This window comes from Streptomyces sp. CA-288835 (genome assembly GCF_050936385.1).
Classification (GTDB): domain Bacteria; phylum Actinomycetota; class Actinomycetes; order Streptomycetales; family Streptomycetaceae; genus Streptomyces.
Genome location: NZ_JBNJMW010000001.1, coordinates 5,349,765 through 5,374,852, shown reverse-complemented (window position 1 = coordinate 5,374,852; position 25,088 = coordinate 5,349,765). Strand labels below are relative to the sequence as shown.

The following is a 25,088-nucleotide window of genomic DNA, read 5'->3' as shown; positions in this document are numbered from 1 at the left end:
GAAAAGAAGGAAACCCATGGCCACGACCGCACCGACCGGTGTGCGGGCCTCGCACGCCAAGCACTCATCAGGCCGCTCCCCCGACGACGCTCCGATGACGCACCGGCAGATCATGGAGGCGCTGACCGGGCTGCTGCTCGGCATGTTCGTCGCGATCCTGTCGTCGACGATCGTCTCCAACGCCCTACCCAGGATCATCGGCGACCTCGGCGGCGGTCAGAGCGCGTACACCTGGGTGGTGACCGCGTCGCTGCTGACGATGACGGCATCCACGCCACTGTGGGGAAAGCTCGCCGACCTCTTCTCCAAGAAGCTGCTGATCCAACTCGCCCTCGTCATCTTCGTGCTGGGCTCGGCGGCAGCGGGGCTTTCGCAGAACCCCGGCACGCTCATCGCGTTCCGCGCGGTGCAGGGCATCGGCATGGGCGGGCTGTCCGCACTGGCCCAGATCATCATGGCGGCGATGATCGCCCCGCGGGAGCGCGGCCGGTACAACGGCTACCTCGGCGCCACCTTCGCCACCGCGATGGTCGGCGGCCCGCTGGTCGGCGGTGTCATCACCGACACCAGCTGGCTGGGCTGGCGCTGGTGCTTCTACGTCGGCGTACCGTTCGCCGTCATCGCCCTGATCGTGCTCCAGCGCACCCTGCACCTTCCCGTGATCAAGCGGAAGGTCAAGGTCGACTGGGCCGGTGCCTTCCTCATCACCGCCGCGGTCTGCCTGCTGCTGGTCTGGGTGACCTTCGCCGGTGACAAGTACGCGTGGCTGTCCTGGCAGACGTACGCGATGGTCGGTGGCTCCGTCGTCCTCGGGTTGCTCTTCGTGCTCGTGGAGGCGAAGGCGAGCGAGCCGATCATCCCGCTGCGGCTGTTCCGCAACCGCACCATCACGCTGGCCTCCCTCTCCTCTCTCTTCGTCGGTGTCGCGATGTTCTCGGGAACCGTGTTCTTCAGCCAGTACTTCCAGCTGGCCCGGGACAAGTCGCCGACCATGTCCGGCGTCATGACCATCCCGATGATCGGCGGCCTGTTCGTCGCCTCGACGGTCTCCGGGCAGGTCATCACCCGTACCGGACGCTGGAAGGGCTGGCTGCTCGGCGGCGGGGTGCTGGTGACCGCGGGTCTCGGCCTGCTGGGCACGATGCGGTACGACACCCCGTACTGGCACATCGCGATCTTCATGGCCCTGCTGGGCCTCGGCGTCGGCATGATGATGCAGAACCTGGTGCTCTGCACGCAGAACCAGGTGGACCCCACCGACCTGGGCGCCGCCAGCTCCACGGTCACCTTCTTCCGTTCCCTCGGCGGCGCCATGGGCGTCTCGGCACTCGGCGCGATCCTGGCCCACCGGATCACCGACTACGTCAAGGACGGCCTGACGGGCCTCGGTTCGGGAGCCGCGTCCTTCGGGCACGCCGGCACGGGCGACGGCAGCATCCCGGACCTCGACGCGCTGCCCGCACCGGTCCGCACGGTGGTGGAGAGCGCGTACGGGCACGGGGTAGCGGACGTGTTCCTGTACTCCGCGCCGCTGGCACTGCTCGCCCTCCTCATGGCCCTGTTCATCAAGGAGGTCCCGTTGAGGACGCGGGGCGGGATGGCGCAGGCTGCCGAAGCCGCATCTCCGGCTACGACTCCGGCTCCGATCGAGCAGGAGAGCCCTGTTGCCGGCCCGGTTGCCGCGACTGTCGACGACGCCGCGGAATCCGATCGTGCGGGTGGTGGCATTCCCGTACGCGGCTACGTACGCGGTGCCGGGAGCGCACCCATCGCCCGGGCCGCCGTCACGCTGATCTCCCTCGGGGGACGGCAGTTGGGCCGCTCGGTCACGCACGCGGACGGTGGTTATGCGCTGGACGTGCCGGGGGCGGGGTCGTACGTACTGATCGCCTCGGCCGACGGGTTCCAGCCGCAGGCCTCGACGATCGTCGTGAACGACGAGCCGATCTCGTACGACATCGTCGTGAGCGGTACGAGCGGGCTCAGTGGTGTGGTGCGGGACGCCGCGAGCGGTGCGCCCGTCAAGGACGCCATGGTCGTCGTCACGGACGTACGCGGTGATGTGCTGGCCACCGGAAACACCGGTGAGCAGGGCGAGTTCGAGTTCGCCGAGCTGGTGCCGGGCACCGTGACCGTCGCGGTGAACGCGGCGGGTCACCGGCCTACTGCCCTGCCGGTCGAGGTCGGCGCTGCGGGAATCACCCGAGTCGAGGTCGACCTCACGGCGGGCGCCCGGCTGCGTGGCACGGTCCGGGCGCCGCACGGGCCCCTCGCCGATGCCCGGGTCACGCTCGTCGACGCGGCGGGCAATGTGGTCGGCACCGCTACGACCGGCGAGGACGGGGCGTACGCCTTCGCCGATCTGAACAGCGGGGAGTACACCGTGATCGCGACGGGGTACCCGCCGGTGGCGACGGCCCTGACCGTGAACGGGCGCGGCGTGGACGACCATGACATCGAACTCGGCCATCCCGGCGAGTAGTTCAGCGTCCAGGACCCGCTACATCAGGCCGACCATGCGGGGTGGGGCGAACAGGTGGCGGGCCCGGTGTTCCTCGGCCACCATTTCCGTGCCGGCGCGCAGGTCGGGCGAGCGGTCGGTTCTGGCCAGGGCCTGCTGGTGGCCTGTGCAGGTCGCGCAGGCCGGGTCCCAGTCGGGCAGTTCCTGAGGGTGGGCGTCGGCGAGGTGGCGGCTGAGGCTGATCTGCGTGCCCACGACGCTGTCCATGAAGTCCCAGTCGACGTCGTAGCCCTCGGTCGCGTGCAGTCCGGCGATGACCGCCTGTACGTGCTTCATCGCCTCGTACAGCCGGACGCACTCGGCGCAGTCCCACATCCAGGCGGGTGGCAGCGGCCACTGCTCGTCGGGGCTGAGGTCGTCGGCGGCCATGTCCGCCAGGGTAGGGGCTGCCGCCGTACGCGTCAGGCGTTCGGCGGGCGTTCACCCTAGGCTGCCTCCATGGCACCGAACATCGCTACGAACACGTCCGTGTCCCTCGACGAGCTGCTGGATTTTGTACGTCCTCGGCATCGCGCCGTGCTGCTTACTCGGCGGGCCGATGGGAGTCCGCAGGCTTCGCCGCTGACCTGTGGGGTCGATGACGCGGGGCGGATTGTCGTCTCGACGTATCCCGAGCGGGCCAAGACGCGTAACGCGAAGCGGGACTCGCAGGTCAGTGTCATCGTTTTGAGCGATGACTGGAACGGGCCGTGGGTGCAGGTCGACGGCACGGCGGAGGTCATTGACCCGCCGGAGTCGGTCGAGCCGCTTGTGGAGTACTACCGGAACATCGCGGGTGAGCACCCTGACTGGGATGAGTACCGGTCCGCGATGCTTAAGCAGGGCAAGTCGATCATCCGGATCACGCCGGTGCGGTGGGGGCCGGTCGCGACCGGGGGCTTCCCTGCGCGGCTGGCTCCGCAGGAGTAGGGGGTTTCTTTCCCCAGCCCCGCCCCTTCCCGGCTGTAACAATTTGCGGCTCCGCCGCGTGGGGGGCTGCGCCCCAGGCCCCGCCAGGGGGTGGTGGGTGACACTGCGTGTCGCGGCTGCGGGTGCGTTGTGGCTGGTCGCGCAGTTCCCCGCGCCCCTAAAAGCCTGCGACTGCCCGCACCCGGAAGAGCGGGCGGCCCGGAAAGCCCGCCCGGAGGGAGCCCGCACCCCCATGGCCCCGCAGCCGCCCACGGCGGCAAGGGGACGGGGCGGGGGTGTGCGCCCGCAGCGGCCGGCGCGCCAACACCGGCACCCCCTACCAGCCAACAGCAACGCGCGCCGGTCCGAGGACGGACACCCCCGACGCGGCCCCGCACCCACCACAAACCCAAGCGGCGCGGGGAACGGCGCGACAAGCCACCACGCACCCGCAGACAAAGACGAACCCAACCGCCGGAGGCACCCGCTGTCAGTCACCGGCCTCGCGGAGCGTCATCGTCTCGATGCCCGCCACCAACAGCTCCAGCGCAAACCCAAAGTCCCGCTCCCGCATCTCCGCCACCGTGTCCCCACCCCGCGCTTCCATCAGCTCCGTCGCCTGCTCGAAGCCCTTGGCGAACTCCGGCTGGGAACGGATCGTGTTCATGGCCCGGTGGAAGTACTCGTCCTGCGACAACCCCGCGGCAGCGCACCGCTGCACGAAGTGCCCCTCGATCGTGCCGAAGCCGTACACGAACTGGTAGACGGCCGCGATCGCGCCCATCTGACCGTGCGCCGGCAGGCCGGTGTTACGCATCACCTGCTGCACGCACAGCGAGAACGCCATCGAATGCGGGCCGATGTTGAGGAAGCTGCCGATGAGCGGCGACACCCAGGGGTGGCGCACCAGCAGCGCCCGGTACCCACCCGCCAGCGCGCGCAACTGATCGCGCCAGTCCTCGCCCGACTCCGGATCGGGCAGCTCGAGTTCGGCGAAGACCGAGTCGAGGGCGAGCTCGAGCAGGTCATCCTTGGTGTCCACGTACCAGTAGACCGACATCGCCGTCACGTTCAGCTCGGCGGCCAGCCGACGCATGGAGAACTTGGCCGGCCCCTCGGCATCGAGCAGCCGCACCGCCACCCGGGTGATCCGCTCCCGGTCGAGCCCGGAGGGCTGACCACCCCGAGCCGCCCGCGGCCGCCCCTCCAGCCAGACACTCGTCCGCGCCGGCCCTTTGGCCCGGTCTCGGTCCCGGTCGCCCGCCCTCACCATGGCGCACCTTCCTCGAAGCTCGATACACAGCGCGGCCTGATGCAACGCGGCCCGATGCTATGCGTGCCTCTACGAGACATCGTTACGCAGACTCCGCCGAGCCCACGGACTCCTCCGACTCCACCGCTTCCGCGGAACCCGCAGAATCCGCCCGCTCCGCCCGCCGCAACAACTCCGCCGCAAGCAGCCCTCCGACGAGCACCGCAGCCGCCCCCACCAGCTGACTGGTCTCCAGACCGGAGGAGAACGCGTCCATGATCCGCGCCCGCTCCCCAGCCGACTCCGCCGAGGCGAGCGCGGCCGGCAGCGAGGCCGCGGCGACCGGGAGGATCAGCGCGGCGAAGCGGGCGTTGAGGACCGCGCCGAGGACCGCGACGCCAAGGCCGTTGCCGAACTCGGCGAGCGTGCCGTTGATACCCGCGCCCACACCCGCCTTCTCCGGCGGGATAGCGCTCATGATCGCGTTGGCCATGGCGGGCATGGCGAGCGAGATGCCCGCACCCATGATGACGAGGCCCACCAGCATGCCGTTGTAGTCGTCGCCGCCCAGCAGCGCGATCACCGCGAGGCCTCCGGCGAGCATGCTCATACCGGCCGCGATCGTCGCGGGCGTGCCGAGCCTGGCGTGCAGCTTCGCGCCGACGGCCGTGAGGTTCAGGGCCACGACGGTCACGGCGAGCGGCGCCAACCGCAGGCCCGCCTCCAACGGCTCGTAACCGAGGACGAACTGGAGGTGCTGGGTAAGCAGGAAGAGGGAGCCGCTGAGGCCGAAGGCGACCAGGATCGCGCCCGCCACGGCGCCGATGAAGCGCTGGTTGCGGAAGAAGTGCATGTCCAGCATCGGGTACGGCACGTGCAGCTCCCAGAGCGTGAACGCACCGAGGACCAGTACGCCAACGGCCGCGGCCACCATGACCTGCGCAGACGTCCACCCGTGCTCGGGGCCGGAGATGATCGCGTAGACCACGGAGGCCATACCGATCGTCGAGAGCAGTGCGCCCAGCAGGTCGGGGCGGTCGCCCTGCGGGTTCTTGGACTCGGGGACCAGCTTGATGACGGCGGCGAGGCCGATCAGCGCGACGGGGATGTTGATCAGGAAGATCGATCCCCACCAGAAGTGGTCCAGCATGAATCCGCCGAGCAGCGGACCGGCCGCAAAGCCGAGGGAGCTGGTGGTCGACCAGATGCCGATCGCTTTCACGCGCTCGGTGTCGTCGAAGATCTGCACGATGACCGCGAGCGTCGTGGTCATCAGCAGCGCGCCACCGATGCCCATACCCGCACGGGCGGCGATGAGCTGCGTGGACGACTGCGCGAAGGCCGCGCAGAGCGAGCCCACGCCGAAGAGGACGAGGCCCGCGGCGAGCATCTTCCTGCGGCCGTAGCGGTCGGCGGCGCTGCCCGCGGTGAGCAGCAGTCCGGACTGCACGAGCGAGTACGCGTTGATCATCCACTGAATGTCGGCGGTGGACGCGCCCAGCTCGTCCGTGAGGGAGGGGATCGCGACGTTGAGGACGGTGTTGTCTAGCAGCACGGTGAGGTGGGCGAGCATGATCACAGCGAGGATCAGCCAGCGCTGGGGGTGGCCCTGGGGCTGCGCCTGCCCTTGCTCCTGGGCTTGTTCCTGGGGAGACGTGGTCATGCTATACACCGTAGAACAGTTCCTATACAACGTACAACGCGGTTTCCGGCCGTACGGCAAAGGCGTCGCGCAAGGCGGCGTCGCACGACAACGGCGGTGGCCCGAGGCGCGAACGCACCCCCGGGCCACCGCCCTTGTGAACTTCAGCCGGACGTCAGCTGCTCGTCGGCTGCGTCAGGTCGTAGAAGGTGGACGAACCCACCGTCACCTCCTTGAAGTTCTCCTGCACCCACTCGCTGATCTGGGACGCGGTGCCGGAGCTGTCGTTGCCGCCGCCACCCATGCCACCGCCCGCGATGAAGTAGTGGATCTTGCCGTCCGCCACGTACTGCTTGAACTCGGCCAGTGTCGGCGACGGGTCGCTGCCGTTGAAGCCGCCGATCGCCATCACCGGGTCGCCGGTGACGAGCTGGTAACTCGCGGCGTTCTGGGCGCCGATGGCCGCGGCGACCCAGGTGTAGTCACCGGAGTTCGCCTCCAGCAGCTCCTTGGCCTCGTCGCCGACGGTCGCACCGTTGAGCAGACCGCCCATGCCGCCACCGCCGCCGGTGCCTCGGCCGTCGCCCTGGGCACCGGGCGTGCCGTCCTGCTGGCCCTGCTGCCCCTGCTGGTTCTGCCCGCCGCCGGGCACAGCGCCGGCCGGAGGCCGGCCCGCCTGCCCATTGCCTTTCTGCTGGTTCTGACCGGGCATCCCGCCGGGACCGCCACCCGTGCCACCGGGACCGCCGCCCATACCGCCCCCACCGGGGCCGCCACGGCCACCCGCGACCGCCGGACCGGCCGTGACGATCGAGCCGGTGTGGGCCTCGTTCAGCGTGGTCAGCGTGTACGCCGTCGGACCGGCCAGCGCGGTGACGAAGCTCAACCCGACCACCCCGACGGCCAGTCGACGACCGAGCTTGTTCACGAAGATCAGGCCGAGCGCGGCGGTCAGGCCTCCGACCAGGACCAGCCACTTCAGCCACGGCAGGTAGTCGGAGGAACGGTTGAGGAGGACGTACCCCCACACCGCCGTCGCCGTCATCGCCCCCGCCAGGGTCAACGAGGCCCACATCCGGCCCCGCTCCTCCCAGAGCACGACCGCGCCCATACCGATCAGCGGCGCGATGTAGGGGGCCAGGGCGACGGTGTAGTACTCGTGGAAGATGCCCTGCATGAAGCTGAAGATCACCATGGTGATCAGTAGCGATCCGCCCCAGGCGAGGAACGCGGCACGGGCGCTATCCGTACGCCCGGCCTTGCGGAGCAGGAACACAGCCGCGACGCACATGATCAGCGCCGCCGGGATCAGCCAGGAGATCTGACCGCCGATGTTCGAGCTGAACATGCGGTCCCAGCCGGTCTCGCCCCAGCCACCACTCCTGCCACCGCCGCCGACGCTGCCGGTCTCCTCGCCGTTGATGCGGCCGAGTCCGTTGTAGCCGAAGGTCAGCTCAAGGAAGGAGTTGTTCTGCGAGCCGCCGATGTACGGACGCGAGGAGGCCGGCCACAGTTCGACGATCGCAACCCACCAGCCGCCCGCGACGACCATCGAAAGGCCCGCGAGGAGAACCTGGCCGATGCGCTTGCGGAGGGTTGTCGGCGCGAAGAGTACGTAGATCAGGGCGAGCGGCGGGAGGATCAGGAAGGCCTGGAGGGTCTTCACCAGGAAGGCGAGGCCGACCGCGGCACCTGCCCACACCAGCCACTTCGTCTGCGCCTTCTCCATGGCGCGCAGCACGCAGTAGACCGTGACGGCCATCAGGAGCGCGAGCATCGCGTCCGGGTTGTTGAAGCGGAACATCAGCGCGGCGACGGGCGTGAGCGCGAAGACCGCCATCGTGATGAGGCCGGCCGTGGCGCCGAAGCGCCGGCGCACCGCCCCGTACAGCACACCCGCCGTGGCGACGGCCATGAGCACCTGCGGAAACAGGATCGCGAAGGAGTTGAGGCCCAGCAGCCGCACCGACAGCGCCATCGGCCACAGGGAGGCCGGGGGCTTGTCGACGGTGATGGCGTTCGCCGAGTCGAGCGAGCCGAAGAAGAACGCCTTCCAGGACTGGCTGCCCGCCTGAACGGCCGCGGAGTAGAAGGAGTTGGCGTACCCGGAAGCCGTGAGGTTCCAGGCGTACAGCGCGCCGATCAGCAGCAGCGCACCGAGGAACGCGGGCCGCGTCCAGCGGTGGTCCTCGGGCCGCCCGCGCCACAGGCGGCGTACGAAGGGCTGCTTGGGGCTGCCGTCCTCGGGCGCCACCAGTGGCGTAACCACTGTCTCCGGTACGGCAGTTGGCTGAGTAGTCGTCATCGTGCGTCCCTCGAATCGTGATCGTTCGGGCGCACCGGCTGCATCTGCATGGTCGCGTCCCCCCAGGTTCGGTTGTCGTACGGAGCGTTGCCGTACGGAGAGCTGTCGTACGGAGAGTCAGTCGCCGTCGCGTAGACGGGCGAGGCCGGGCTGTGCGAGGCCACGACCGTCGACGCCGAGTCGTCGCCCCGGTCCGGGAACACCCACGCCCGGAAGAGCAGGAACCGCAGCACCGTCGCCGCGAGGTTGGCGGCGATCAGCACCGCCAGTTCGGTGGAGTGCGCGGGTTCGGTCGTCGCCGCGTTCAGGGCGGCGAGCGAGCCGCTGGTCAGGGCGAGGCCGATGCCGAAGACGACCAGGCCCTGCGCCTGGTGCTGCATCGCCCGCTCGCGACCGCGGACGCCGAAGGTGAGGCGCCGGTTGGCCGCCGTGTTCGCGACCGCCGAGACGAGCAGGGCGAGCGCGTTGGCGAACTGCGACCCCGTGAACGTACGGAAGCCGCTGTAGAGCAGCAGATAGAACAGCGTGGACAGCGCGCCCACGACGCAGAACCCGACGAGCTGGCGGGCGAGTCCCGTCGGTACGCCGGTCAGTTCGCGATCGCGCGGATCGTCACCGAACGGCCGGGCGAGCCGGTCGAGCGGCAGCGAGCCGGTGGCGAGGGCGCGCCCGACGCGCCACACGCCCAACAGGTCGTCGGTCGCGGTCTTCACGAGGTGCACGGTCGAGTCCGGGTCGTCGACCCAGTCGACCGGCACCTCGTGGATGCGCAGTCCGGCCCGCTCGGCAAGCACCAGCATCTCGGTGTCGAAGAACCAGCCGGTGTCCTCGACCAGCGGCAGCAGCACGTGAGCCACTTCCCGCCGGATCGCCTTGAAGCCGCACTGGGCGTCGGAGAAGCGGGCCTGCAGCGAGCCCCGCAGGATCAGGTTGTACGTACGGGATATGAACTCCCGCTTGGCGCCGCGCACGACCCGCGAGGAGCGGGCGAGACGCGAGCCGATCGCGAGGTCGGAGTGGCCCGAGATCAGCGGGGCCACCAGCGGGAGCAGCGCGTTGAGGTCGGTGGAGAGGTCGACGTCCATATAGGCGAGGACCGGGGCGTCGGAGGCGGACCACACGGTCCGCAGGGCCCGGCCGCGGCCCTTCTGCTCCAGGCGGAAGGACCTGACCTCCCCGATCTCCGCCTCCAGCCGCGCCGCCACCAGCGGGGTGGCGTCCGCCGAGGCGTTGTCCGCGATGGTGATGCGGAACGCGTACGGGAAGGTGCGCGCGAGGTGCTCGTGCAGTCGGCGCACGCACGGCTGGAGGTCCTTCTCCTCGTTGTAGACGGGGATCACTACGTCCAGGACAGGCGTACCGGCATTCCCGGCCGGGAGGTGCTCCCGCGCCGGCAGGGAGCCGGGAGAAGGTTCGGTTCGCATGACGACGACTGTCGTCAAGTGCCCTGTCGTACCCGTGTGGTGGTGCTGTGCTACGCCTGTGAGTACGTTTGCGAATTTGTTTCCGGAATGAAGACCTCATGAGAAGGGGCCAATTCCGGTGCCACTGCAGGCAGATGCACGGTAAAGACGGTCCGTCCGGGCACGCTGTCGACCGTCACCGCACCGTCGTGCGCGGCCACGACGGCCTGCACGATGGCCAGCCCGAGACCGGTGGACCCGGAGGCACGCGAGCGCGACGAGTCGCCCCGCGCGAACCGTTCGAAGACACGTGGCAGCAAATCCGGCGAAATGCCGGGCCCGTCGTCCTGCACGTCCAGACACACCCAGGAGCCCCGCCGGTGCACGCGTGCGGTCACCGTGGTGCCGGGCGGCGTGTGCGTACGGGCGTTCGCGAACAGGTTCACCATGACCTGCTGAATACGGGCGGCGTCGGCCTGCACCAGCGCGGGTTCGTCCGGCAGCTCGAGCCGCCAGTTGTGCTCACGCCCGGCCGCGCGGGCATCGCTCACGGCGTCCACGACCAGCGGGGACAGGTCGGTGTGCTCGTAGGAGAGGGGGCGCCCGGCGTCGAGCCGCGCGAGCAGCAGCAGGTCCTCGACGAGCCCGGTCATCCGCCCGGCCTCGGACTCGATCCGGCCGAGCGCGTGCCGCGTGTCGGGCCCGGTCTCTTCTCTTCCGCGCCGGGTGAGTTCGGCGTATCCACGGATGGACGCGAGGGGCGTACGCAGCTCATGGCTGGCGTCCGCGACGAACTGCCGCACCCGCGTCTCGCTCTCCTGCCGCGCGTGCAGCGCCCCGTGAACGTGGTCCAGCATGCGGTTGAGCGCGGCACCGACCTGCCCGACCTCCGTGTGGGGGTCGGTCTCGGACTCGGGGACACGCTCGTTGAGGGTCACCTCGCCGCTGTGGAGGGGGAGTTCGGAGACACGGGTGGCGGTGGCGGCTACTCGGCGGAGGGGGCGGAGGGCGACACTCACGATGGTGGCGCCGGCGAGGGAGGCAGCGACCAGGCCGGCGGCGGTGACGCTGAGCTCGACGATGATGAGGGTGTTGAGGGTCTCTGAGACGTCCTTGGTGGACAGGCCGACGTAGTACGAGCCGTTGATGCCGTACTTGTACTGGACTCGGTACTCGCCGAGGCCCGGAAGGTCGACGGTGTGCTGCTTACCGTCCCGCGGCACGTCCGCGAGGGCCTTTCGCTGAGCCTCGGTGAGCGAACCGGCGTCGACGTCGGGCGCCCCCACGCTGCCCTGTATCTCGTTGCCGACCTTGGCTTCCGTGATGGTGCCGTCCGTGCCGTCGGTGAGCTTCGCGGCGACCGTGCCGATGGGCTGTGGACCTCGTTCGACGAACTCCGACAGCGTCATCTTCGGCTTCTTGCCGTCGGGGGGCTTCTTGCCGATCAGCTCCTCGGGGCCGGCCGCACGCATGGCGGCGTCGGCCAGCGAGTTGTTGAGCTGCTCGTACAGATGTGACCGCAGCGCAATCGTGGTCACCGTCCCGATGACGGCACACACCACCGCGATCAACGCAACAGACGCGACGACAAGCCGCGTCCGCAGCGTCCGAGGCTGTCGGCGCCGCTGCTTCCGCAGCTGTCGTCGTCCGCTCATGACGCCGCGGGCTTGATCAGGTAACCGGCTCCGCGCCGCGTGTGGATCATCGGCTCGCGCCCGGCGTCTATCTTCCGGCGCAGGTAGGAGATGTACAGCTCGACGACGTTGGCCTGGCCCCCGAAATCGTACGACCACACGCGATCGAGGATCTGCGCCTTGCTGAGCACCCGGCGCGGGTTACGCATCAGGAAACGCAGCAGCTCGAACTCGGTGGCGGTGAGGTGGATGTTGTCCCCGGCACGAGACACCTCGTGGCTGTCCTCGTCCAGCATGAGATCGCCGACGACGAGCGTGGAGTCGGAACGCCGGTCGGCGGCACCGGAACGGCGGATCAGCCCACGCAGCCGCGCGACGACTTCCTCCAGGCTGAACGGCTTGGTGACGTAGTCGTCGCCACCCGCGGTCAGCCCGGCGATTCGGTCCTCGACGGCGTCCTTCGCCGTCAGAAAGAGGACGGGAACGTCGGGCAGCTCACGGCGCAGCCGGCCGAGCACGGCAAGCCCGTCCATGTCGGGCAACATCATGTCGAGCACCACGGCATCGGGCCGGAACTCCCGGGCGGTCTGCACTGCCCCGGTCCCGTCACCCGCGCTGCGGATCTGCCAGCCTTCATAGCGCAGGGCCATGGACAACAACTCGGTGATCGACTGCTCGTCGTCCACCACAAGCACGCGGACGGGGCTCCCGTCCGGCCTCAGCAGTTCGGTGCGCCCCTGGGGCGAGGTCGTGGTCATAGCCCACACATTGCTGGGCGGCTCTGAGAACACCCTTGCGGGAACCTGTGAATTACCTGAGAAACACACAGGAGCCACTCAGGGAATGCCTGGGAAGCCCTTGTCCGGCGCCGGGCCGTCGGACCGTCGGGCACGAAGCGAGGCTCACAGCCCGAAGAGCCGCGCCCCGTTCCCGTAACAGACCCCCCTCAGCCAGTCGTCCCCGAGCCCGAGTCCTCCGCTCGGCCGTCTCGCCCTACCCGTTGTTCGCCTCCGTGCGCACGGAGGCGAACACGACGGCGTAGTAAGGCGGTTCATGCGCGGCGGCAGCTGCATGCGCGACGACAGGCGCACCGGATTGATCGCTCATGTCCCCCACTCTCGGCGCGCACCTCGCACCACGTCCAGCACCGTTCCTCCAGCGACCCTCAGAAGAGCCCGTCCTGCAGCCCGTTCCGCTGACCCCCGAACTCCCGCACAGGCACCGTCACCGCACCGGCCGGTTCACCCTGACCGGCGGCACTCAGCTCCCACCCCTTCATCAGCCGCGTATCCAGCACGACGACCCCGCGCTCGCCGGCCAGATGCAGATCGGGCCCTGCGGCAGCCACCAGCTCCCCTCTCACGACGCCTCCCGCCACGAGTTCACTCACCACGCCCACAGCCGGCGGCAACCCGTCGAGCCCGAACGCCCCGACATGATCGACGGCCACGAACGGCATCCGCTCCAGAGCCTCCGGCCACCCACCGAGCCCCACGGCCTTCGCATGCAGCGCCTCGACCTCGCCCGCCCGCACCACCGCCTCCGGCAGCACACTGCGTACGGCCCGCTTGGCGTCGTACGCGATCCGATCCGGCACCCCCAGCGCCGTACGCAACAACTCCTCACTCCGCCGGGCAGCCATCAGGGGCCCCCGCCCGAGCCAGCTGAAGACAACGGCCCCCTGCTCCAGCAGCCGCGCCTCTCCCCGCTCCACTGCGGTGATCCCGACCTTGACCATCCCGCTCCCGAACCACGCGAGATACACGTGATACGGCCGCGGATCATCGGCGACGCTATCGGCGGCAACGGAGTGCGCCCGCTCCAGCCGCGCACACTCCTCACACTGCGCCCCGACGCTCCGCCCGGACACGACAGCCCGCACCGGACAGCTGTTCCCCCGCGCCCCCACACACGTCCGCACACCCCCGTCGACCACCGCGAACGCCACCCGCTTCCCCCACGCCAACGCACTGCTCCGCCCCCCGCCCCACCCGAGCACGGGCCCGCCGACACTCCACCGCAGCCCCGTACATCTCCACACCCGTGCCATCACCAAAAGCGTAAAGGTCACCACTGACAACGAGAGGTCCCCGCGATTCACCGGGGACCTCCCACCTGTGGGTGCCGTTGTCGCGGCCAGGGCTGCCGTCTATGTGGACGAGCCAGGAGCCCGGTACTGGATTTGCCCGGCGGCGCGCAGGGCCTCCAGTGTCTCGTCGACGCTCAGGAGGACGGTCGTCTCGAACGAGCTGAGCGCGCCTCCTCCGCTGATCGCCAGCGCCACCGCGGCCATGGACACGTTGTCCGGTGCCTCCCACAGGTTGTAGCCGTCGTGCGTGCCGAAGGCGTACCAGAAACCGTGGAGCTTCCCGCCGACGGACTCGATGTACTGCTGTGCGGCCTGCGCGCGGTCCTCCGGTTGACCGATCAGCCTCGCCCACGTCTCCGGCGCGTAGCTGAACCTCGTTAGATAGAGCGGCATCACATCTCCCTTTCGTCCCCTCAAGAGATGCCACCGCGGGGAGAGATCCCGCAGCAGGCGCCCCGCGCATCCCACGATCGGCCGCGGGCGCCCCGAAGTACTCAGGCAAAGCTGAGTACTCGCGCTCTGTCCGTTGATGGCGTCAGCCGAAACGCTTGGGACATGAGCCAAGGACCACGGAAACCCGTTCTCCATCTGCTGTCGATCCTCGCGACGGCCGGGGCCTCGATGGCCATGTGGGCTGCCTGGCTGGGCTGGGACCAGCAGTACGACGTGCAGCCTGACGGCACGATGACCGGACCGTACGAGGCCTGGCAGGTGATCGGCCTGGTGCTGACTCTGCTGGTGCCGGTGTACTGGGCGGCGTCCCGGCGCTACTTCGTCGGCGCTGTACTCGGCCCCACGGCCGGCCTGACCGCCGCCGCCTTCTACGACTGGTCGGACGACACCAGCGGCCTCTTCGCGGTCGGCGTCGGCTTGATCATGATGGGCACCCTCGCCGCAACCGCCGTCGTTTCCGCCATCACAGCCGCCATCACTGATCACCGGCAGAGCCCACCTGCGGCTCACTACCTGCCCAGCTGACGGCTGACATCAGCCCGTTGCCGTACTTTGCTGCCGCACGGCCCGAAAACACCAAAGGCCCCGGATCCCTCCGGGGCCTTTGACCTGTGTGCACTCGGCAGGATTCGAACCTGCAACCTTCTGATCCGTAGTCAGATGCTCTATCCGTTAAGCTACGAGTGCTTGTGTGTTCTGTTGTGTTGGCTCTTCCTGGCGGGCTTTTGGGCCCGGTCGGCGTTGCGGGAACAACATTACATGACTGGTGGCGCCTGGCGAAATCCGTTTAGTGAACCCTGCATGACCTGCGAAAACGGCTCTGGAATGGTCGGGGAACGACCGAAGCCCCGGCCAGTCGTGACCAGGGCTTCGGGATCATGAGGCGGAGGCGGAGGGATTTGAACCCTCGATGGGATTGAAGTCCCAAACCGCATTAGCAGTGCGGCGCCATAGACCGGACTAGGCGACGCCTCCAGCACAGCCGCCCCGCGCGAGCGCGAGTGGATGCGTGCAGATGATGACACAGCCCAGCGGGGTGTCACCAATCGCCCCCCACGGTACTAGGCGGAAAGGGCGAAGGGCAAAGGCGTAACGCGGCGCAACGTCGTGGGACGGGCAGCGTTAAAGGGGTGGGGCCTGCGCCCCGGACCAGCGTTTCGACCACAGACCGACCATCCCCCCGCACCCCGTGGAGCCCCCATGTTCCGCCGTCTCGCCCTCACCGCAGTCGCCTCCGCCACCGCCTCCCTCGCCGTACTCGCGGCGGCGCCCCCGGCCGCGTACGCCGAACCGCTTCCCCCTGCGCCGCTTCTCCATATGCCGCCGCCGGCCCCCGAGGGCGACCGCCTCACCGTGACGGTCAGCGACGCGGGGGACGGGCTGGACGGGACGTACGAGCTGGAGTGTCATCCGGAGGGCGGCAGTCATCCCGACGCCGGGGGCGCCTGCGAGCGGCTGGACAGACGGACGGGCTGGGGTGAGGACCCGTTCGCGCCCGTCGAGCCCGGGGGGATGTGCACGATGCAGTACGGCGGTCCGGCCACCGCTCGCGTCACGGGGACGTGGGCCGGGCGGCCCGTCGACGCCACGTACGAGCGCGGTAACGGGTGCGAGATCGCGCGATGGGACGCCATGGTGCCCGTACTTCCGGAGCTCGGTTCCTGAGAAGCAGCTCCCTGCTGAAGGACTAGGGCTGAGGAGAAAGGCTGAAAAGGAGGGCTAAGGAGAAGGACGAGGTCACAGCTTCTGCGTCTTCTCTACTTCTCTTCTGCGTGCGACCTCCCTCTCATCCGGCGTCGCGAGCGCAACCTCTGCCCGTAGACTCCCTCGCGTGACACGTCGCGGACCGGTTGGCAAGATGGCCTCCGCGGTCGGCAAGGTGCGGTAACAGGGAGGAAGCGTCTCGTGAGCAGCAGGCCATCCCGAGGCGCTGCTCGCCTCGCAGCCATACTGGACGCGCTTCCCGATGCGTTGTTGCTGGTCAACGCCAATGGGACCGTCGTCAACGCCAACACCATCGCCCTTGAGACCTTCGAGGCCCCGGGCACGGCTCTGGTCGGTCGCGGACTGCTCGATCTGCTGCCCGAGTTCGACTCCCGGCTGATCCCCGGATCGATGCGCCGGCCCGACAGCATCGACCCGCGCGGGCGGACCAAGCCGCGGCGGATGATGGCCCGGCGCACCGACAGCAGCCAGTTCCCGGTCGAGGTCACGAGCGCGAATCTGGAGAACGGCCAGCAGGCGTACGACAGTTCCGGCTACACCAGCGATGAGCTGCTGATGCTTGTCGTACGCGACCTCTCCGGCACCGTCGACACCGAGGCCGAACTCGCGCGTTCGCAACGGCAGACGGAGATGATTCTGCGGGCCGCCGCCGAGGGCGTGGTCGGGACCGACACCGAGGGGCGCGTCGTCCTCGTCAATCCGGCCGCCGCGCAGATTCTCGGCTTCCGGGCCAGCGACCTGGGCGGGCAGGAACTCCATCCGCTGACGCTGCACTCCCGCGCCGACGGCACCCCCTTCCCGTACGAGGAGTCCCCGCTCGCCGACACCCTCCGCTCGGGGCGCAAGCACCGGGTGCGCGGGCAAGTGCTGTGGTCCAAGAACGGCGACAAGGTGCCCGTAGATCTGACGACCGCGCCCGTACGGGATGGCGACCAGCTCGTCGGCGCGGTGCTGACCTTCACGGACCGGCGGGCGTACGACGCCCTCGTCGAAGAGAAGGACGCGGCTGCTCAGCGGCATCGGGAGGAGCTCGCGCGGGCCGCCGAGGAGCATGCCGCGGCGCTGAACGCGCTGCGGGACGAGCACGGCAGGGAACTCGCCGGGCTGCGCGAGGCACATGAGGAGGAGCTGGCCGCCGGTGACGACCGGTACGCGGCGCTCGCCGAGCGGGAGAAGGACCGGTACGAGGCGCTGGCCGCGCGGCACGAGCAGCTGCTCGCCGTGCTCGGGCAGTCCCTGCGCGGCCCCCTCGACCAGCTACGCGGCGACCTGTCCGCCCTCGCCGCCGACGACGCCGGACAGCTGTGGCCCGAGGCCAACCAGGTACTGCACCACCTCGCGGCCGGCTACTCCCGGATCACCACGCTCATCGACAACGTGCTCGGTTTCCAGCGGCTCGACGCCGGGGCCGAGAACGTCGTACGGACGAAGGTCATGCTCGACGCCGTCGTGGCGGCCGGTGTCGACGGAGCCGTCGAGCTGATCGGGCCCGGGCGTGTGCAGTTCGCCGTGCACGCGCCGCCCATCGAGGCAGAGGTCGACCCGCAGCGGCTCGCGACCGCGCTCGCGCATCTCGTCGCGGACGTCGCGGGCGTCGACTCGACGGGCAACGCCCCGGTCTCGGCCGGTGGCTATATGGACAACACGGTCGTCGTGGCGGCGGCCCAGCGTGGCGAGGTCGTACGGATCGAGGTGCGCGGACCGTATGCCGGGGGAGACCCGGTGCATGAGCCGATCGTGCGCGGGATCGTGCGGGCGCACGGTGGAGTGCTGCAGACGCATGAGGTACCGGGGATGAGCGGCAGTGCGTTTGTGCTCGAGGTGCCCATCGGGGGCGGGGCCGGGGCGGTTTCCCCTCAGGCTCCGGTGCCGGAACTTGGTATGGATGCGGCTGCGGGCTCGGGTGCTTCGCCGGAGGGTGGGCCCGGTTCGGCCGTGGCGCTGCCCGACCAGGTCCCCGCGCAGGCCGGTGGCGGGAGGCGGCGGGCTCGACGGTCCTCGGTGGACGCCTTCCTGGAGAGCGAGGTCACGCACTCGGCCGAGACGGGGGCGGGAGCAGGAACGGGAGCGGAGACCGGGGCGGCCGCGCCCACCGGGCGGCGGCGCAGGCGGGCCACGGCGGATGAGTCGCAGTTGGCGCAGGTGCCCGTTCCGGCGCAGGGGACTGGTGAGGGTTCCCAGGTGTCCGGTGGGACCGGGCGGCGGCGGGGACGGCCGAGTCCCGCGGAGAGCGGCGGCGGGGTTGCCGAGGGTGCGGTCGTGACCGCGGCCGAGCATGCCGCGGGTGCCGCGGCAACCGGGCTGGGGCCGACGGTGCCTCCGCAGGGCGTGCCCGCGCCTGAGGGGCAGCGTCCGCGGCAGATCGGCGGTGAGCGGCAGGCGCTGCCGGCGGCACTGCCGTCGGGCCATGGCGGTGAGGGAGCCGGCCGGCCGGCCGGGCGGCGTCGGCGTGCGCTGGCCGCGGCGGCCGAACGCCAGGCCGCCCAGGAGGCGGAGCCGCGCTCGGTGTTCGCACTGCCGCCGGCGGAGGCGGACCGTGGGCCCGGGTATGCCGCTCAGCAGCCGGCCCAGGGGCAACCCGTCCAGGGGCAGACTGGTCAGGTGCCGGTTGGTCACGGGCAGACCGGTCAGGTTCAGAACGGTCAGCAGCAGGTCGGTCACGGGCAGGCCGGTCAGCAGCAAGTCGGTTACGCGCAGGCCGACGATGGTCGTCATGATGCGGCCCTGCACGATCCTGCCGAGGATCACACTCCGCCACAGCCGCATCCGGTGTCGGCGCCTACCGGGCGGCGGCGGGCTCGGCAGGGGGACGCCACGGGCGCGGGGCAAGGTGTTCCCGGACAGATGGCGCCCGCTCAGGCAGTGCCTCAGGAGGCTCCCGCACAACTCGCTCCCGCTCAGGGGGTTCCCGCCCAGGGTGACGCTTCCCAGGGTGCTCCCGGACAGCCGGTTGCCGCGCAAGGCGTCCCGCAACAGGGAGCTCCCGGCCAGAGTGTCATCGTCCCGGAGGCCGCCGGGCAGGGCATGCCTCAGCCGATGGTCCCGGCACAGGGCGCACCTCCGCAGGGGATTCCCGCGGAGGCTGCTGCCGTTGCCGCGACCACACCTGCGGGCGGTGGCCCTGCTGCGGGTACGACGCCTCAGGGCACCGCCGTCGCGCAGGACGCCCAGCCCCAGCCTCAGCCGCAACCCCAGCCTCAGCCTCAGCCCATGGCGGCTCCGAGCCCTCAGTCCCAGTCGCAGCCCTGGCCTGGCGCGACCGAAGCTCCGGCTCCCCAGGGCGCAACTCCCGCCGCCCAAGCCCCTGCTCCGGCTCCGGCTCCGGCAGAAGCGGACGCGCCCCGCACCGCCCAGCCCCTCCCCGCCGAAGCCCCGACCCCCGCGGCGCCCATTGCCGCCGCGCCCCCCGTGGACCCGAACTCCACCCAGGGCCGCGCCTTCAGCGTGCGCACGCTCGGGCAGGGCGTCGAGTTCGGTCGCCGTATGAGCGACGCCCAGCAGCCCCTGCCGAACCAGCCCACACCCTTGGCGGCTCCCGCGCCGCAGCCCCCGGCTCAGCCTCAGCAGCAAGCCCAGCCTCAGGCTCAGCCCCAAGCCCAGGCCCAGACGCCGCCTCCGCACGCGACCAACGGCTCCGGCCGCCGCCGCAAGCTCGGCACCCGTAACGAAGCCATCCCCGAGACCGCCCCCGTCCCGGAATCCGCCACCGGACAACACGAGATGGCGGCCCGCCCGCACCCTCAGCAGACAGCGCCGCAGCCCCAGCCGACCCCAAGCGCACCTGCGCCCGACCCCCGGCCGGCCGACGCAACCGAGGGCCCCGGCCGCTCGTACGCCATAGGAGCCCCGGACGAGAACGCCGCCGAAGGTCCCGAGCCGCTCGACGGCCCCGGCGGTGCGGTCGAGGTCGCGAACCAGCCCCTGCCGCAGCCGATGGACGACGAGCTGCCCCCGGAGCCTCTGGACAACCCACGTCGGCTGCTGGTCTGGCCCGCGCCGGACGTCGGTACCCAGCAGGCGCTGAGCGACCGCGGTTACCGGCCGGTGATCGTGCACTCGCGCGAGGAGGTGGACGCGCAGATCGCCGCGTTCCCGGCCGCGCTGTTCGTCGACCCGCTGACCGGGCCCATCACGCGTACGGCGCTCCAGTCGCTGCGTACGGCCGCCGTCGCCGCCGAGGTTCCGGTGCTCGTGACGGCGGGACTCGGGCAGGCGACGCGCGAGGCGGCATACGGCGCCGACCCTGCCGTACTCCTGAAGGCGCTGGCGCCCCGCGACAGTGAGCAGCATCCGCCGCGGGTGCTGCTCATCGAGGAGCACGCGGAGATCGCGCTGGCGCTGACCTCGGCACTGGAGCGGCGCGGGATGCAGGTCGCCCGGGCGTCGTCCGACGCGGACGCCGTCACCCTGGCCGCGCAGATGCGGCCGAACCTCGTGGTGATGGACCTGACGCAGGTACGCCGCCGCCGTGCCGGAATCGTCGACTGGCTGCGCGCGAACGGTCAGTTGAACCGCACCCCGCTCGTCGTCTACACCGCCGCCGTCGACCAGTCCGAACTCCCGCGCCTGGCCGCGGGGGAGACGGTCCTGTTCCTCGCCGAACGCTCGACGAGCAGCGAGGTGCAGAGCAGGATCGTGGATCTGCTGGCACGGATCGGCATAAACTGATCGTTTCGCATAGGCGAGTTCGCAGAGTTCGCAGGTATGAGGTGGGGCGCTGTTTCACGTGAAACAGCGCCCCGCCTCACATTCCGGCCCATAGCCGCCAGAACTGTCAGCTCTGTCAGATCTGCGTGATGTCCAGGTCACCGGCGGCGTACTGCTTGCGCAGCACCTTCTTGTCGAACTTGCCGACGCTCGTCTTCGGCACCGCCTCGATGACCGTCCAGCGTTCGGGGAGCTGCCACTTGGCGATCTTTCCCTCCTCGGCGAGGAAGGCGCGCAGGGTGTTGAAGTCGGCGGTGGCGCCCTCCTTGAGGACGACGGTGGCGAGCGGGCGTTCGCCCCACTTCTCGTCCGGGACGGCGACGACGGCGGCCTCGGCGACGTCGGGGTGGGCCATGAGCGCGTTCTCCAGCTCCACCGACGAGATCCACTCGCCTCCCGACTTGATGACGTCCTTGGCGCGGTCGGTGAGGGTCAGGAAGCCGTCGGGGCTGATCGTGCCGACGTCACCGGTCTTGAGCCAGCCGTCCTCGCTGAACTTGTCGGCCGGGCGCAGGACTTCGGTGGCCCCATGGCCGCCGTAGTAGGCGCCCGCGATCCATGGACCGCGTACCTCCAGCTCGCCCGCGGACTCGCCGTCCCAGGGCAGCCGCTCGCCGCCGGGGCCGGTCAGCCGGGCCTCGACGCTCGTGGGGAAACGGCCCTGCGTGATGCGGTACGCGAACTCCTCGTCCGTGCCAATCACATGGGCCGGCGGCCGGGCGATGGTACCGAGCGGGGAGGTCTCCGTCATGCCCCAGGCGTGGCAGACGCGCATGCCCAACTCGTCGAAGGCCTTCATGAGGGAGGGCGGACAGGCGGAGCCGCCGATGGTGACCTGCGTCAGCGAACTCACGTCCCGCGGCTTGGCCTTGAGCTCCCCGAGCAGCCCCTGCCAGATGGTGGGGACGGCTGCGGCGTGCGTCGGCTTCGCGCTCTCGATCATCTCGGCGAGCGGGCCCGGCTGGAGAAAACGGTCCGGCATCAGCATGTTCACACCGGTCATGAACGTCGCGTGCGGCACGCCCCAGGCGTTCACATGGAACTGAGGGACCACGACGAGGGACGTGTCCTGGTCGGTGAGGCCCATGGACTGCGCCATGTTGATCTGCATGGAGTGCAGATAGACGGAACGGTGGGAGAACACGACCCCCTTGGGGTCACCCGTCGTCCCGGAGGTGTAGCACATGGCCGCACCCTGGCGTTCGTCCAGCTCAGGCCAGTCGTACGTCTCCGGCTTGTCCGCGATCAGTTCCTCGTACTCGTGCACCTGGACCGACGCCCCGTCCAGCAGCGAACGGTCGCCGGGACCCGAGACGATCACATGCTCGACCGACTTCAGATGCGGCAGCAGCGGTGCGAGCAGCGGCAGCAGCGAGCCGTTGGCGATCACCACCCGGTCGGCGGCGTGGTTCACGATCCAGGCCAGCTGCTCCGGGGGCAGCCGGAGGTTGAGCGTGTGCAGCACCGCGCCCATGCAGGGGATCGCGTAGTAGGCCTCGACGTGCTCGGCGTTGTTCCACATCAAGGTGCCCGTGGGCTGGCCCTCTTCGACTCCGAGCTCTCGCAGGGCGTGCGCGAGGCGGGCGGCCCGTGCCCCGATCTCGGCGAAGGACCGCCGCTGCGGCTCCCCCTCGCCGGTCCACGTGATCACCTGCGACGATCCGTGGATGGTCGACCCGTGGGTCAGGATTCTCGAGATCAGCAGCGGTACGTCCTGCATCGTGCTCTGCACGGCGTCCTCCCGGGGCGACATTGCCTGCGCGGTGGCATGAAAGGTTTGGGCCTGATTGTGCGCACATACCGCGCGGTATGTCACTAGTACGGGGATGATCGATCACGTACGTGTGCAGGGATTCTGTGCCGAGGCGGGCTATGTGAGGCGGCCGAGGGCCTTCAGCCCGTGGGCGTTCGACGACGAAGCCTCAAGGCCGATACGGGGAGGCCGGTGCGGAGCTCTGAACAACGATCCTGAGCAACGATGCCGCACGCGTCAGCGAACCGGTCCCAGCTCCGGGTCCTCGCGCAGCTTGCCGAGCGCGCGCGACACCGCCGACTTGACCGTGCCCACCGAGACGCCGAGCACCTCCGCCGTCTGGACCTCGCTCAGGTCCTCGTAGTACCGCAGGACGACCATCGCCCGCTGCCGCGCCGGCAACCTCATGATCGCGCGCCACATCGCGTCGTGAAGCGCCTGCTGCTCCGCCGGATCCCCGGCGGGCGGTGCCTGGGGCTCAGGCAGCTCCTCGCACGCGAACTCGTCGACCTTCCGCTTCCGCCACTGCGACGTCCGCGTGTTGAGCAGGGCCCGGCGGACGTAACCGTCGAGCGCCCGGTGGTCCTCGATCCGCTCCCACGCGACATACGTCTTGGTCAGCGCGGTCTGCAACAGATCCTCGGCGTCGCTGGGGTTCGCGGTCAGCGAGCGCGCGGTACGCAGCAGCACGGGCTGGCGGGCCTTCACGTACGACGCGAACGACGGGTACGCGAGGGTCTGAGCCCTTGGCGTAGCGGCGTTCGAAGCGCTGGTGCAGACGGGTGTGGTCATGGCTCCACGCTAGGATCGCCCCCTACTCGAGCGGATCGGCCGGAGGTCCTGAAGCCTTGTCCGCCTCAGGTTGTAGGAGTGGCGCCAGCTCCACCTCCTGGAGGTGGAGGCGACGGCCCGTACCCCTGAGGGTCCACCCCTGAGAGACGCATCCCACAGGAGTAGTGCGGGGGTCCGCGCGGTCCCGATGGAGTACGAAGAGGCTCCGGGTGTGGGCCCTGGTGAGTAGCGGCCCGCCGCGCGCCCGTATTCAGCCTCCGTCATCCGCTTCAGCCTCCGTCGTCCGCCCCCAGGATCAGCCCGGACGTCGGTACCCCCGTGCCCGCCGTGACCAGCACCCGGCGGGCCTCGGGTATCTGGTTCACGGACGTCCCGCGCAGCTGCCGTACCGCCTCCGCCACTCCGTTCATCCCGTGCAGGTACGCCTCCCCGAGCTGTCCCCCATGTGTGTTCAGCGGCAGCCTCTCCTCAGCGACGAAGTCCGCCGCCTCACCCGGCTTGCAGAACCCGAACTCCTCCAGCTGCATCAGCACGAACGGTGTGAAGTGGTCGTACAGAATCCCCACATCCATGTCGGCCGCCGTCAGCCCGGAGGTACGCCACAACTGCCGTGCCACCACGCCCATTTCCGGCAGCCCCGTCAGATCGTCCCGGTAGAAGCTGGTCATCTGCTCCTGTCTCCGGCCGGCGCCCTGGGCCGCCGCCGTGATCACCGCCGGCGGCTGCGGCAGGTCCCGTGCCCGCTCCACGGAGGTGACGATCAGGGCCTGACCGCCGTCGGTCTCCTGGCAGCAGTCCAGCAAGCGCAGCGGCTCGACGATCCAACGCGAGGCGGCATGGTCGGCGAGCGTGATCGGTCTGCCGTGGAAGTACGCCGCCGGATTGGTCGCCGCATACTTCCTGTCCATGACGGCGACCTGCCCGAACGCCTCTGCCGTCAGCCCATACGTGTACAGGTAACGCTGCGCCGCCATCGCCACCCAGGAGGCGGGCGTGAGCAGCCCGAACGGCAGACTCCAGCCGAGCGCCGCGCCCTCGGCCGAAGGCTCCCGCCGCTGCACCCCGGAGCCGAATCTCCGTCCCGACCGCTCGTTGAACGCCCGGTAGCAGACCACGACTTCGGCCACTCCCGTCGCCACCGCGAGCGCGGCCTGCTGAACGGTCGCGCAGGCCGCCCCGCCGCCGTAGTGGATCCGCGAGAAGAAGGACAGCTCCCCCATACCGGCGGCTTGGGCAACCGTGATCTCCGGGCTGGTGTCCATCGTGAACGTCACCATCCCGTCCACATCGGCCGCCGTGAGCCCCGCATCGTCGAGCGCGGCCCGGACCGCCTCCACCGCCAGCCGCAGCTCACTGCGCCCCGAGTCCTTGGAGAACTCGGTGGCCCCGATCCCCACGACCGCCGCCCGTCCGCCGAGCGTGTCCCTCGTCCGTACGCTCATGACCGGCCCACCCCATCGGCGCCGCTCGGGACCGTCAGGGTCACCGTCCCCGTGACGTGCTTGCCGATGCCGTTGGCCCCGACCACCCGCACCGTGACGGTCTTGCCCGCGGCCTCGTCGCCCTCGTCGCCCTCGCGCTCCGCGGCATCATCGCCCTCGAGGTCCGCGGCTCCCTCTGCGTCCTTTACCTCCTCGACTGTGCCGGCCAACACCATGGTGTCGCCGGGGTAGTTGGGCGCTCCCAGTCTGATCGCCACTCTGCGGAGGACGGCCGTGGGACCGAAGTGGTCCGTGATGTAGCGGCCGACCAGGCCATTGGTCGTCAGGATGTTCATGAAGATGTCCGGCGAGCCCTTTTGCCGTGCCAGCTCCGCGTCGTGGTGCACGTCCTGGTAGTCGCGAGACGCGATGGCCCCCGCGACGATGAGCGTGCGGGTGATCTCGATCTCCAACGGCGGCAGCTCATCACCGACCCGCACCAC

18 protein-coding genes and 2 tRNA genes are annotated in these 25,088 nt (G+C 70.0%); 5 read left to right on the top strand and 15 right to left on the bottom strand.

Annotated elements, in window-relative coordinates; translation table 11 throughout:
• The first annotated feature begins 16 nt into the window (after positions 1–16).
• Positions 17–2,482 (top strand): MFS transporter, encoded by a 2,466-nt coding sequence (locus tag ACQEVY_RS24275; protein ID WP_432951581.1) that lies wholly within the window; start codon positions 17–19, stop codon positions 2,480–2,482.
• 18 nt (positions 2,483–2,500) lie between these two features.
• Here ACQEVY_RS24275 and ACQEVY_RS24270 read toward each other — a convergent pair whose 3' ends face one another.
• Positions 2,501–2,890: a hypothetical protein gene (locus ACQEVY_RS24270; protein WP_432951580.1), complete on the bottom strand. Its 390-nt coding sequence runs from the start codon at positions 2,888–2,890 to the stop codon at positions 2,501–2,503.
• Positions 2,891–2,959: 69 nt separating this feature from the next.
• Here ACQEVY_RS24270 and ACQEVY_RS24265 point away from each other — a divergent pair, with 69 nt between their 5' ends.
• Positions 2,960–3,430 carry a PPOX class F420-dependent oxidoreductase gene (locus tag ACQEVY_RS24265; RefSeq protein ID WP_432951579.1) on the top strand — a complete coding sequence of 157 codons (471 nt, stop codon included), beginning with the start codon at positions 2,960–2,962 and terminating at the stop codon, positions 3,428–3,430.
• Positions 3,431–3,899: 469 nt separating this feature from the next.
• On the opposite strand, the gene ACQEVY_RS24260 is transcribed toward ACQEVY_RS24265, so the two are convergent.
• From ACQEVY_RS24260 to ACQEVY_RS24225, 8 genes are all read right to left on the bottom strand, one after another.
• A complete protein-coding gene (locus ACQEVY_RS24260; RefSeq protein ID WP_432951578.1) occupies positions 3,900–4,682 on the bottom strand; it encodes a TetR/AcrR family transcriptional regulator in 783 nt (260 codons plus the stop codon).
• Positions 4,683–4,764: 82 nt separating this feature from the next.
• Positions 4,765–6,324, bottom strand: coding sequence for a DHA2 family efflux MFS transporter permease subunit (locus ACQEVY_RS24255; RefSeq protein WP_432951577.1), 1,560 nt, complete (start codon positions 6,322–6,324; stop codon positions 4,765–4,767).
• A gap of 154 nt (positions 6,325–6,478) precedes the next feature.
• On the bottom strand, positions 6,479–8,608 hold the full coding sequence (locus ACQEVY_RS24250; protein WP_432951576.1) for an ArnT family glycosyltransferase: 2,130 nt from the start codon (positions 8,606–8,608) through the stop codon (positions 6,479–6,481).
• Positions 8,605–10,032 (bottom strand): glycosyltransferase, encoded by a 1,428-nt coding sequence (locus tag ACQEVY_RS24245; protein WP_432951575.1) that lies wholly within the window; start codon positions 10,030–10,032, stop codon positions 8,605–8,607. Before ACQEVY_RS24245 ends, ACQEVY_RS24250 begins: the two co-directional genes overlap by 4 nt.
• Before the next feature lie 50 nt (positions 10,033–10,082).
• The gene (locus tag ACQEVY_RS24240; RefSeq protein ID WP_432951574.1) at positions 10,083–11,666 is read right to left on the bottom strand and encodes an ATP-binding protein; all 1,584 of its coding nucleotides are present in this window, start codon (positions 11,664–11,666) and stop codon (positions 10,083–10,085) included.
• Positions 11,663–12,403, bottom strand: coding sequence for a response regulator transcription factor (locus ACQEVY_RS24235; RefSeq protein ID WP_328770423.1), 741 nt, complete (start codon positions 12,401–12,403; stop codon positions 11,663–11,665). The genes ACQEVY_RS24240 and ACQEVY_RS24235 overlap by 4 nt, the downstream gene beginning before the upstream one ends.
• Positions 12,404–12,810: 407 nt before the next feature.
• A complete protein-coding gene (locus ACQEVY_RS24230; protein ID WP_432951573.1) occupies positions 12,811–13,695 on the bottom strand; it encodes a DUF2797 domain-containing protein in 885 nt (294 codons plus the stop codon).
• Between the two features lie 99 nt (positions 13,696–13,794).
• Positions 13,795–14,127 carry a GYD domain-containing protein gene (locus tag ACQEVY_RS24225; RefSeq protein ID WP_432951572.1) on the bottom strand — a complete coding sequence of 111 codons (333 nt, stop codon included), beginning with the start codon at positions 14,125–14,127 and terminating at the stop codon, positions 13,795–13,797.
• Positions 14,128–14,289: 162 nt separating this feature from the next.
• On the opposite strand from ACQEVY_RS24225, the gene ACQEVY_RS24220 reads away from it, so the two are divergent.
• A complete protein-coding gene (locus ACQEVY_RS24220; protein ID WP_432951571.1) occupies positions 14,290–14,712 on the top strand; it encodes a hypothetical protein in 423 nt (140 codons plus the stop codon).
• An 89-nt stretch (positions 14,713–14,801) separates the two neighbouring features.
• Here ACQEVY_RS24220 and ACQEVY_RS24215 read toward each other — a convergent pair.
• Positions 14,802–14,874: transfer RNA gene (locus ACQEVY_RS24215), tRNA-Arg, on the bottom strand.
• Between the two features lie 197 nt (positions 14,875–15,071).
• Positions 15,072–15,162: transfer RNA gene (locus ACQEVY_RS24210), tRNA-Ser, on the bottom strand.
• A gap of 225 nt (positions 15,163–15,387) precedes the next feature.
• On the opposite strand from ACQEVY_RS24210, the gene ACQEVY_RS24205 reads away from it, so the two are divergent.
• Together ACQEVY_RS24205 and ACQEVY_RS24200 are read left to right on the top strand one after the other, a co-directional pair.
• Complete coding sequence (locus ACQEVY_RS24205) at positions 15,388–15,852, top strand: SSI family serine proteinase inhibitor (protein WP_432951570.1); 465 nt, start codon at positions 15,388–15,390, stop codon at positions 15,850–15,852.
• 240 nt (positions 15,853–16,092) lie between these two features.
• Positions 16,093–20,580 (top strand): PAS domain-containing protein, encoded by a 4,488-nt coding sequence (locus ACQEVY_RS24200; protein ID WP_432951569.1) that lies wholly within the window; start codon positions 16,093–16,095, stop codon positions 20,578–20,580.
• A gap of 115 nt (positions 20,581–20,695) precedes the next feature.
• On the opposite strand, the gene ACQEVY_RS24195 is transcribed toward ACQEVY_RS24200, so the two are convergent.
• The 4 genes from ACQEVY_RS24195 to ACQEVY_RS24180 all read right to left on the bottom strand — a co-directional run bounded on the left by ACQEVY_RS24195 (position 20,696) and on the right by ACQEVY_RS24180 (position 25,085).
• A complete protein-coding gene (locus ACQEVY_RS24195; protein ID WP_328770400.1) occupies positions 20,696–22,372 on the bottom strand; it encodes a long-chain fatty acid--CoA ligase in 1,677 nt (558 codons plus the stop codon).
• 237 nt (positions 22,373–22,609) lie between these two features.
• Positions 22,610–23,164, bottom strand: a complete 555-nt coding sequence (locus ACQEVY_RS24190) for a SigE family RNA polymerase sigma factor (protein WP_328770399.1) — start codon at positions 23,162–23,164, stop codon at positions 22,610–22,612.
• Between the two features lie 269 nt (positions 23,165–23,433).
• Positions 23,434–24,606: a lipid-transfer protein gene (locus ACQEVY_RS24185; RefSeq protein ID WP_432951568.1), complete on the bottom strand. Its 1,173-nt coding sequence runs from the start codon at positions 24,604–24,606 to the stop codon at positions 23,434–23,436.
• Positions 24,603–25,085 carry a MaoC family dehydratase gene (locus ACQEVY_RS24180; RefSeq protein WP_432955375.1) on the bottom strand — a complete coding sequence of 161 codons (483 nt, stop codon included), beginning with the start codon at positions 25,083–25,085 and terminating at the stop codon, positions 24,603–24,605. The genes ACQEVY_RS24185 and ACQEVY_RS24180 overlap by 4 nt, the downstream gene beginning before the upstream one ends.
• Positions 25,086–25,088: the final 3 nt, after the last annotated feature.

Coding starts and splice junctions, on each gene's coding strand:
- ACQEVY_RS24275 (WP_432951581.1), top strand. CDS start 17: ATGGCCACGACCGCACCGACCGGTGTGCGGGCCTCGCACGCCAAGCAC.
- ACQEVY_RS24270 (WP_432951580.1), bottom strand. CDS start 2,890: ATGGCCGCCGACGACCTCAGCCCCGACGAGCAGTGGCCGCTGCCACCC.
- ACQEVY_RS24265 (WP_432951579.1), top strand. CDS start 2,960: ATGGCACCGAACATCGCTACGAACACGTCCGTGTCCCTCGACGAGCTG.
- ACQEVY_RS24260 (WP_432951578.1), bottom strand. CDS start 4,682: ATGGTGAGGGCGGGCGACCGGGACCGAGACCGGGCCAAAGGGCCGGCG.
- ACQEVY_RS24255 (WP_432951577.1), bottom strand. CDS start 6,324: ATGACCACGTCTCCCCAGGAACAAGCCCAGGAGCAAGGGCAGGCGCAG.
- ACQEVY_RS24250 (WP_432951576.1), bottom strand. CDS start 8,608: ATGACGACTACTCAGCCAACTGCCGTACCGGAGACAGTGGTTACGCCA.
- ACQEVY_RS24245 (WP_432951575.1), bottom strand. CDS start 10,032: ATGCGAACCGAACCTTCTCCCGGCTCCCTGCCGGCGCGGGAGCACCTC.
- ACQEVY_RS24240 (WP_432951574.1), bottom strand. CDS start 11,666: ATGAGCGGACGACGACAGCTGCGGAAGCAGCGGCGCCGACAGCCTCGG.
- ACQEVY_RS24235 (WP_328770423.1), bottom strand. CDS start 12,403: ATGACCACGACCTCGCCCCAGGGGCGCACCGAACTGCTGAGGCCGGAC.
- ACQEVY_RS24230 (WP_432951573.1), bottom strand. CDS start 13,695: ATGGCACGGGTGTGGAGATGTACGGGGCTGCGGTGGAGTGTCGGCGGG.
- ACQEVY_RS24225 (WP_432951572.1), bottom strand. CDS start 14,127: ATGCCGCTCTATCTAACGAGGTTCAGCTACGCGCCGGAGACGTGGGCG.
- ACQEVY_RS24220 (WP_432951571.1), top strand. CDS start 14,290: ATGAGCCAAGGACCACGGAAACCCGTTCTCCATCTGCTGTCGATCCTC.
- ACQEVY_RS24205 (WP_432951570.1), top strand. CDS start 15,388: ATGTTCCGCCGTCTCGCCCTCACCGCAGTCGCCTCCGCCACCGCCTCC.
- ACQEVY_RS24195 (WP_328770400.1), bottom strand. CDS start 22,372: ATGTCGCCCCGGGAGGACGCCGTGCAGAGCACGATGCAGGACGTACCG.
- ACQEVY_RS24190 (WP_328770399.1), bottom strand. CDS start 23,164: ATGACCACACCCGTCTGCACCAGCGCTTCGAACGCCGCTACGCCAAGG.
- ACQEVY_RS24185 (WP_432951568.1), bottom strand. CDS start 24,606: ATGAGCGTACGGACGAGGGACACGCTCGGCGGACGGGCGGCGGTCGTG.